This is a genomic window from Wolbachia endosymbiont of Drosophila seguyi (assembly GCF_028981765.1).
Lineage (GTDB): Bacteria > Pseudomonadota > Alphaproteobacteria > Rickettsiales > Anaplasmataceae > Wolbachia > Wolbachia pipientis.
On sequence record NZ_JAPQLM010000027.1, the window covers coordinates 1 to 10,004 of the forward strand.

Here is a 10,004-nt window from a genome sequence, read left to right on the forward strand (position 1 = left end):
AATAGCATCAAAAATAAAATAGCATCTCTTGAATTTTCTTGCGAGAAGGAGAATTCTACACATCAGTATGAGATAAAAAGTGGTTGTTATACGAACTCCTACAATTTAATTAAGCATTTTGAGTTAGCAAAACAATCACTTACTGAAACAGCACAAAAACTAGGTGGGAATGTTTCTTTTAAAGCAAAGCCTTATTTGGATAGAGCAGGCAGTGCATTAAATGTGCATGTTAATCTCGTGAATTCAAATAACGGTAACTTATTTTATATCAATGAGCAAAAGTACAGTGACTATCTGATTCATAGTATTGGTGGATTATGTGCAATGATGAAAAAACATATGTTGTTTTTTGCTCCAAATGATGATTCATATTTAAGATTTCAGTATCCGGATATTCACACTCCAACTACGATTAGTTGGGGAGTAAATAACAGAACTGCTGCGATAAGAATTCCCTATTTTGGCAACGATTCCAAAAGATGCCGCCTAGAGCACCGTGTTCCTGGAACAGATTGTAACCTTGAAAAAGTACTCACAGCAATAATTGAAGGTATAGTTTTTGGTATAGAGAACAAAATTGCTCCGCCAAATAGAGTGTATGGCATTGCATCTGATCCTCAATATAAGATGGAGAGTTTGATATAGCAACTACCTGTTAAACCCTAACCCATTAAACTCCTTTGAGGTAATTGGCCATTCTAGCACTTTCCTCACATCATTATTTACATTCCCATACTGTAATAGCAAGTCTGCAGCAGATAGTTTCTGCGTACTTTTAGATGATCCAAGCCCTATATTGGTAAGGTTGCTCGGTGGCTGCTCAGGAAGTGGATTACCAGATACATCCATGTGTTCAGGGAGAGATTTCATCTGATTCTTTATAGAGCTAGAGTTATTTTGTGCAGGATTTCTATCATCTGACATGTCAAGAATAATTTTCTCAGGTACTACCATAGTTTTTGTATAATCAGCAGAATGACTGCCTTCAGTGTTCTTAAATTCATCAAGAATTGGTTCGCCAAACGCATTTATAGGGCCACCAAGTGATCCTTTCTCCATGCGCTCTTCTGCTCTTTTCCTTATTATTTCTTCTGCTAGCTCAGTTTCAGTTCTTTTTGGTTCTTTTACGGTACCTTTTTCTTCACCTTCATCTCCTGAAACACCAGTAATTTCAGCAGGCTGTTCTTTTTTAGTTCTTATTTTATGAATCAGCGAAAGTAATAAGTAAGTAACTGCAGCAGCAGAAACGATAATGGCTATCTTTGCGGCAATGTGGATTGCTGTTAAAAATATTAAAGCTGATAAAGCTCCAGCTAATCCAGACACAATAACTTTATTTTTGCCTTTTGTTATATTTAGAATTGCCACCATAATAACCTCTCAAATACTGCTCTAGAATTATTATACAGAAATTTTCTTATACTTGCAATTTTGCAAAAATTTTAATTATTTGCGTAAAGTTTTAAAGCTACACAAGGATTAATTAATATGCAATGTATCTCGACTATAATATTGTACAAACGCACATATTCAGCTAACATTCAACATGCAGAGCTTACTCATAGAGCGAAACAGGGCGGTGGTATTATTACTTATAGTAATTTTTATCTTCGGTTCATACGTTTATGTAAAAATGCCAAGGGAAAGCAATCCTGGTATACAGATTCCTATAATCAGCGTGTTTGTTGGACTTCCTGGGATTTCTGCTCAAGATAGTGAAAAGCTATTAGTGCTTCCTATAGAAAATGAACTAAGATCCATCGAAGGTGTAAGAGAATTGAGAGCTTTTGCAACTAATGATGGTGCTCACATGATACTCGAATTTGGAACAGAGTATGATAATAAAGAAGTGCTCGATAATGTCCGTTCAAAGCTTTCAAACATAAAATCGAAGTTACCTGTTGAAGCGGAATCTCCGATAATCAATGAAATAAACTTGAGCTTATTTCCGATACTCAATGTCGGCTTAATTGGTAATTTGCCAGAAAGAGCCTTAACTGAAATAGCACGCAAGCTAAAGAAAGAAATAGAATCTCTGCCAAATGTTCTCAAAGTTGAAGTGGCAGGTATGCGTAAAGAAACAGTGGAAGTGATAGTTGAGCCCACAGTTCTAACAAAATATAACATTCAATCAAACGAAATATTCCAAGCTATATCAAGCAATAACAGAATAGTGGGAGCTGGGTCACTGGAAAATGATACCGGTAAATATTCGATTAAAATATCAGGGTTATTAAAAGATATAGAAGATATTATGAATATTCCTATTAGATCTCAAGGCGATGCAGTTTTGAGAATCAAAGATATAGCAAAAGTATACCCTAGGTTTGAGGATCACCAAGGATTTGCTCGCATTAATGGATTACCTAGTGTCGTGCTAGGAATTTCAAAACGTAACAGAAAAAACATAATAGACACAGTAAATCAAGTAAAATACTTAATGGATAAGGCAAAAGATCAATTACCTGAAAATTTAAAAGTGGTGTACTTAAACGACCAGTCAAAAAACGTCCGCGATGTGCTTGATGACTTGGAAAACGGCATAATATTTGCTGTGTTGTTAATATTGATCATAATGATGCTTTCTATGGGAACAAGGATTGCTATTCTTGTGGCACTCTCGATACCCGGTTCCTTTCTCATTGGGATAATAGCTCTTTACTTTATGGGTATAACCTTAAATATCGTTGTGCTCTTCAGTTTAATTATGGCTGTTGGCATGCTGGTTGATGATGCAATTGTGATCAGCGAATATGCCGATAGAAAGATGATCTGCGGAATGGACAAAGTAGAAGCTTTTTACACTTCAGTTCGTGATATGTTTTATCCGGTTCTATCATCAACGTTAACTAAATTAGCAGTGTTTTTTCCTCTATTATTCTGGCCTGATACTGTTGGTAAATTCATGCAGTACATACCAATTACAATAATCCTAACTTTGACTGGATCGCTCATTATGGCTTTGGTTTTTATACCAACACTTGGTGCAATATTTGGTAAGCCTTCGATAACTTCAAAAAAAGAAATAAAAAAAATGAGTGCTATAGAAAGTGGTGAAATAAAAAATGCTGGGCCTATAATAAGAGCTTACGTACGCATGCTAGAGAAGGTTTTGGATCATCCTAAAAAATTCGTATGTGCTACTGTATTCGTTTTGTTTTCATTTAGTGTGCTGTACTTTACTTTTGGTCCTGGAGTAAAGTTTTTTCCGAAAGTGGATTCAGATAATATTTTAATCAGTGTTAAAGCAAAAGAAAGCTTATCAGCCAAAGAACGAGATCTGATACTCAAAGAAGTGGAAGAACGCATTTTGAGCATTGAAAAAGAAATTCATGTTTCTTATGCTAGATCAGGAGCATTTTCAGACAACGTTATCGCCAGAATACAACTAGAACTTATGGATTGGCGCTTCAGGCGCAAAGCTAAGCACATACTAAATGATATAAGGAGCAGTGTGCAAGACATGAAAGGAATAATAATTAATGTTCAAGAGGAAAAGCCAGGACCGTCGGCTGACAAGCCAATACAAATTAACCTCAGCGGGAGTGTATCCAGTTTGAATTTAGCAGCAGAGAAAATTCTAGAAATTATGAACCAACCTTCATCCGGGTTTATAAATATTCAAGATAGCAGATCAGCACCTGAAATAGAGTGGAATATGAGTGTTGATAAGAGTAAGGCTGCAAGCTCTGAAGTAAGTGTTGCAACCATTGGCGATTTTATAAAGATGGTTACAAATGGAGTATTGATTGGAAAATATAGACCAAATAACACGGATGAAGAAATCGATATTGTACTCCGTTTCCCCAGAAAGGACCGCAATATGAAGACTATAGACAATCTTTTTATCAATACAGTTAATGGCCCGTATCCTATGAGCAACATAGTAAAATATGCTCCCGAAAAAAAGGTAAACAAACTAAACAGGATTGATGGATTACGCACAGTGACAATCTCTGCTGACGTTGATACTGGCTATCTTGTTGATGAAAGAGTAAAGTTCATTCAGAATTCTATTGCCCAGGATTGGGACAAGGGAGTAAAAATTGATTTTAAAGGCGACAAAGAAGATCAACAAAAATCAGGAGCATTTTTGTTAAAGGCTTTTATATTAGCGATTACACTAATGATATTGGTATTAGTGACACAGTTTAATAATGTATACCATACATTTATCGTAATGACAGCAGTGTTTTTATCCACAACATGTGTGTTTTTTGTTTTCTTTCTTATCCAACAAGTTTTCGTAGTTGTTATGTGTGGAGTGGGGATAATTGCTTTGGCAGGAATTATAGTGAATAATAACATACTATTGCTTGATGCCTTTCATCATCAAATTAAGGTACACAAAAATGACATCAAGCGATGTGTAATAAACGCTGCAATTTCTCGCGTTAGGCCAATATTGCTTACCGTTGCAACCACAGTTCTTGGTTTAATACCGATGATTACCAGGTTAAATATCAATTTTTTTACGCTACAAATCACATATGATGCTCCATCAAGCCAGTGGTGGGTTGACATTTCAACAACCATAGCAAGTGGAATATTGGCTGCAACGGTTTTAACTTTATTCTTTACTCCTGCGTTGCTTGTTATACAAAAACATGAAAAAACTTGACTTAAATTAGCAATCATTTAACATTTAAGATAGTGTTCTTTGCCCGTTGGAGCTATAATTATAACTAATTACATTGGATTTATTTATTATGATTGCTAATCGTAAAAGCAGTGTTAAGCAGAAAAGTAACAAGAATAACATAGTTGGAAGCCTTGATGTAATCAAAACAGCAGGAGAGCTTTCACTTCAAAAAGGTTTAGATTTTGATGTTGTAATAAAGGCACTAGAAAGTGCTATAGAAGCAGTGGCTCATCAAAAATATGGTAGCAAAAGTAAAATTGTAGTTGATATAGATAGAAACACAGGCAAAGTTACTTCATATAGAAAACTAAAAGTTATTGATGATGAATCAAATGAAAAAGAGAATACTGAGTGTGAATCAATTACGCTTACACAAGCTAAATTAATAAAAGGAGATGCAAAAGTTGGAGATACTGTTAGTGAATTGCTCTCTCTTAACACTGATCTTGCTTCAGCAAGAATTGCCCAGCAAAAGATTGCTCAAGTAATTAAAGATGAAGAGTCAAAAAAGCAATATGAGGAGTTTAAAGATAAAGTGGGAGAAATAAGGTATGGTATTGTTAAACAAGTAGAATATTCAGATCTTATTATAGACATAAATGGCACTAGGGCATATCTTCCATTGCGAAATTTAACTGGTGGTGAATCATTTCGTGAAGGTGATAAGGTTAAAGCTTACATACAGACTGTTAAGCGCTCTGATGATGGACGTCAAATTATTCTTTCTAGGACTCATGAAGGCTTTTTGGAGGCATTATTAAATCAAGAAATACCAGAAATTGCTGACGGATTAGTGACAATTAAAGGTATAGCTAGAGATGCTGGTTCAAGGTCTAAGGTTGCCGTTTTCTCTCCCGACAAGAACATTGATCCAGTAGGTGCTTGTGTTGGAGTTAAGGGAGATAGAATAAAAACTATTATACACGAATTAAATGGTGAAAAAATTGACGTTATAAATTACTCCTCAGATTTGGGTCAATTCGTTATTAAAGCCATTACTCCTGCAGAAGTATCGAAGGTTATTATTGATGAAAATGAAAATTGCATAGAGTTAATAGTTGCTGAAGATCAATTGAGTTTAGCGATAGGAAAAAAGGGCCAGAATGTAAGATTAGCTTCAGAGCTTGTTGGATGGAAAATTGAGATATTAAGCACTCAGCAAGAATCAGAAAGGCGAAGTAAAGAACTTAGTCAATGTTCAGCTTTATTTGCTGAAGCTTTAAACTTAGAAGAGATTATGGGTCAGCTATTGGTAACAGAAGGTTTTTCAAGTGTAGAAGACATATCTAGCGCTTCAATTAAAGAGCTTGCTTCAATAGAGGGCTTTAATGAAGATATTGCAAACGAACTTCACAATAGAGCAAATAAGTACCTGAAAGCAGAAAATGATAGAAAAATAGAAGAGCTAAAAAGTTTAGGTATGGAGGATGATGTAATCAATTTAACTTTATCAATAGACAATAAAATTGCTCTTAGTAAGCATGATATTAAGACTTTAGAGGACATAGCAGATTTATCAAGTTATGAGTTTTGCAGCATACTCTCTTCCTCATCCGATAGCAAAGAAGATCTAAAAGATACAGTAGATTCAATAATCATAGAAGCACGTAAAAAGCTTGGATTAATATAATAAAATAATATGAATAATGAAGATATCAGTGATAAAAAATTAACGCTCCAAGGTTTAAGCAAGCTTAAATTAGACCTCAATTTAAACTCTTCAGCTAGCCCAAGTACTGGAGCTACAGTAGTAAAAAAAAGAAGAAAAAAATCTCATGATGCAGAAGAACATAATTTATTTGACGAGAGTAAATTATGTTCTTTAACAGAGAAAGAACAAATTTTTCGCATTAATGCTGTGCAGAATGCTGCTTTGCTGAAAGAAAGAAATCAGAGAGAAGAAAAAGAGAAAACAGCAAAAGAAGACAGCAATAAAGAGATTGACGAGAAAAATGAAGCGGACGCTTTATCTAAGGAAATAAATAAGCAAGTTTTAAGTAATACCCACTTAGTTGAACCAAAAGAAGATAGTATTGACCATGAGGACAACGATAAAAAGTCTTTTAAAGTCAACAAAGATATATATTCTAAGCATTCTAAACTGGTAATTGCACAGGCAATAGATGAAAAAACTGAACAACCCCCTGTATTTAAGCAAAGGTTTGGTATAAGAGGTAGAAAGTCAAAGTTTACTAAGGGTAAAAATATATCAAGAGAAGTTATTATACCAGACAAAATAACTATCAGGGAGTTATCTATTCGCATGGCAGAAGATAGCAAGAGTGTGCTAAAAATGTTCAAAGAAGAAGTCGGTGAGAGTTATAGAGTAGATGATCTGGTGGATCCAGATATAGCATGTGAAATAGTGGAAAAATTTAATCATACGGCTAAACGAGTGAGCGATACCAACAGAGAAAAAGATTTATTTTTTATAGAAGGCAGAGAAAGCCTGCCTAAAAAACCTAAACCACCAATCGTCACTTTTATGGGACACGTCGATCATGGTAAAACCTCATTGCTCGATGCATTTCGTGAATCTAATGTTGCAGAAAGAGAGTCAGGTGGCATAACTCAACACATAGGTGCTTATCAAATAACGACAAAAGATAAGCAAAAAATTACCTTTATTGATACACCAGGACATGAAGCGTTCACTGCGATGCGTGCACGTGGTGCCAATATTACTAATATAGTTGTAATAGTAGTTGCAGCTGACGATGGAATCATGAAACAAACAGTTGAAGCAATAAATCATGCAAAAGCAGCAAATGTTTCCATTATAGTTGCTATTAATAAAATTGATAAATCTGAGCCTGGTGATGTAGAAAAAATAATTAATAGTTTGCCTCAATATGATCTCATCCCTGAAGGGCTTGGTGGTGATGTTATGATTATGCCAGTATCAGCAAAAAAGAAAACTAATTTAGATAAACTAGAAGAGGCGATTTTGTTAATCGCTGAATTAATGAAGCTAGAAGCAATAGAAGATTGTCGAGCACTTGGATGGGTAATAGAATCCAAAATAGATAAAGCGAAAGGAATATCAGCCACATTGATAGTTGAGGAAGGAACGTTAAAGGTTGGTGATATATTGGTAGTTGGTACAACATACAGCAAAGTACGTAGTATGGTTAATCACCTCGGTCAAAGAGAAAAAGCAGCACTACCCTCCGCTCCAATTGAAATTACTGGTCTAAATGGTGTACCAAATGCTGGAGATAAATTTGTTGTTGTAAATTCTGAAAAGCAGGCGCGTGAAATTGTTGAATACAGGCTAGAGTTAATCAAGAAAAAGAAAGAAGATTTGGGCGACAATAATTTAGATATATTCAGTCGTAATAACAGCGAAACAGAAGAACTATCTGTAGTTTTAAAGTGCGATGTAACTGGTTCTATTGAAGCAATATCAAGTTCAATTGATAAACTCGGTAAAGACCAAGTGAAATTAAATATCCTACACAAAGCAGTAGGAGGGATAACAGATTCAGATGTGCTGCTTGCAGAAGCATCAAGTGCAGTAATTTTAGCTTTTAATGTAAAAGTGGACTCAAAAATAAGGGACTTGGCAAAACAAAAAGGTATAGAAATACATACTTATAACATAATATACGAGCTCATTGACGACATGAGAATGTATTTAACTAAAATGTTAAAGCCTGTTACACGAGAGGTTCGTGTTGGCTTTGCATCTGTGAGGCAAATATTTAACGTATCTAAAGCTGGTAATATCATTGGATGTTACGTAAGTGATGGAGTCATAAGAAAAGATTCTTTAATTAAGGTAATGCGTGGTGGCAAATTGGTGCATGAAGGAAAGTTAAAAGCACTACGTAGATTTAAAGATGATGTTAAAGAAGTAGGTGTAAACTTTGAATGCGGAGTATCACTAGAGGGTAATGTCGATATTAAAGTTGGAGATATTTTGGAAGCTTATCAATTAGTGCAAGAAGAAAGGGTGTTATAGTAGCTGGATATGAAAAAGGAAATTAGAAACCTAAAGATAGCATCGGTATTGCATAGAGCAATATCAAGAGTTCTAATGGAAGGTAAGGTGTTCAATAAAAATGTAGCGGTATCTGACGTAAAATTAAGTAAAGATTTGAAAAAAGCAGATGTATATATTGTGTTATCTTCATTGAATATTCAAGTAGCTGACTACTTAGATCCAGAAAAAAGACGCACTGGAGATCCTTCTGAGAATAATTGTGATATTAACACTGTTGTTAATGAAATGAACCAGTCTGCATGGTCAATACGTAAATCTATATTGTGTTATGTTGATTTGCGATTTATACCTGAGTTAGTTTTCAAGCCTGATTTAGCGTTCGATAATTTTGTTAATGTAAGCAAAATATTACATAATCACACTTAATTAATGTATTTCAACCATTACTTTTCATTAATGAGGTTGCACAGTTTAACAGGTTTGTGGCTTGTGCTATTTCCCAGTTTGAGCGGTATTCTTTTAGCCTCAACTTCTCTATCGTATCAGGTTCTTTTTCTCCTTGTTTTGTTTACTATAGGTGCATTTTTAATGAGACCCGCAGGGTGCATAATCAATGATATCTTCGATAGAAAAATAGATGCGCACGTTGAACGAACAAAATATAGGCCACTTGCAAGTGGTGCATTAAACATAAAGCAGGCTTTAGCTTTACTTTCACTGTTACTGTCTATTGCCCTGGTAATCTTATTATTAACTAATAAAACTACACTCATACTTGGAATAATCTCAATGTGTATGATAGCTACTTACCCTTTATTAAAGCGGTATGTTTGGTGGCCACAATTGTTCTTAGGGTTTACCTTCAATATGGGATCGCTCATGGGCTCAGCAGCAATAACAAACCAGATCAGTATAGAATCCTTGCTGTTTTATATAGGATGCGTCTTTTGGACACTTAGCTATGACACCATATACGCCCATCAAGATAAAAAAGATGATGAAAAACTCGGGATGAAATCTACCGCATTATATTTTGGTGATACAACAAAATCTTGGTTGAAAAGATTTTATTTAATATCTCTTATGACGTGGCTATATGCTGGTATCTTATCATCATTAAATAACATTTTTTATATTGCTCTACTTGCTGCAGGGTGCATATTTCACCGCCAATACAAAAATTTCAATCCTGACGATCCCAGTCAATGCATGTCCATATTTAAAAATAATTCCTACGTAGGGTTGCTTCTCTTTTTTGGCATCCTTTTAGATAGAATTATCACCTAGGTCTCAAGAGTTTTGGCTCTAATGAAGTCAATAAACTCAGGTACTCGCAGAAACGAAAATTGCTTGACAAACTCCGCCAGCCCTCTTATCATGAAACTGAAGCTATTGTATTTGCTTTCGCCAATCTGC

At 34.9% G+C, this 10,004-nt stretch carries 7 protein-coding genes; 6 read left to right on the forward strand and 1 reads right to left on the reverse strand.

The window, feature by feature from the left end; genetic code table 11:
* Positions 1–645 (forward strand): type I glutamate--ammonia ligase (locus tag OZD62_RS00485; protein WP_275019201.1); only part of this gene is annotated, 645 nt, incomplete at its 5' end.
* Between the two features lie 3 nt (positions 646–648).
* Here the strand turns inward: OZD62_RS00485 and OZD62_RS00490 are convergent.
* Complete coding sequence (locus OZD62_RS00490) at positions 649–1,371, reverse strand: hypothetical protein (protein WP_138264854.1); 723 nt, start codon at positions 1,369–1,371, stop codon at positions 649–651.
* A gap of 175 nt (positions 1,372–1,546) precedes the next feature.
* Here OZD62_RS00490 and OZD62_RS00495 point away from each other — a divergent pair, with 175 nt between their 5' ends.
* The 5 genes from OZD62_RS00495 (at position 1,547) to ubiA (ending at position 9,875) form a co-directional block, all read left to right on the forward strand.
* Positions 1,547–4,621 carry an efflux RND transporter permease subunit gene (locus OZD62_RS00495; RefSeq protein WP_275019202.1) on the forward strand — a complete coding sequence of 1,025 codons (3,075 nt, stop codon included), beginning with the start codon at positions 1,547–1,549 and terminating at the stop codon, positions 4,619–4,621.
* An 88-nt stretch (positions 4,622–4,709) separates the two neighbouring features.
* Positions 4,710–6,272, forward strand: coding sequence for a transcription termination factor NusA (gene nusA / locus OZD62_RS00500; RefSeq protein WP_070357032.1), 1,563 nt, complete (start codon positions 4,710–4,712; stop codon positions 6,270–6,272).
* Between the two features lie 9 nt (positions 6,273–6,281).
* Entirely contained in the window at positions 6,282–8,606 is a 2,325-nt protein-coding gene (gene infB, locus OZD62_RS00505; RefSeq protein ID WP_070357031.1) for a translation initiation factor IF-2, read from the forward strand.
* Between the two features lie 9 nt (positions 8,607–8,615).
* Entirely contained in the window at positions 8,616–9,014 is a 399-nt protein-coding gene (locus OZD62_RS00510) for a ribosome-binding factor A (RefSeq protein ID WP_006279769.1), read from the forward strand.
* Positions 9,015–9,017: 3 nt separating this feature from the next.
* Positions 9,018–9,875 (forward strand): 4-hydroxybenzoate octaprenyltransferase, encoded by an 858-nt coding sequence (gene ubiA, locus OZD62_RS00515; protein WP_275019203.1) that lies wholly within the window; start codon positions 9,018–9,020, stop codon positions 9,873–9,875.
* Positions 9,876–10,004: the final 129 nt, after the last annotated feature.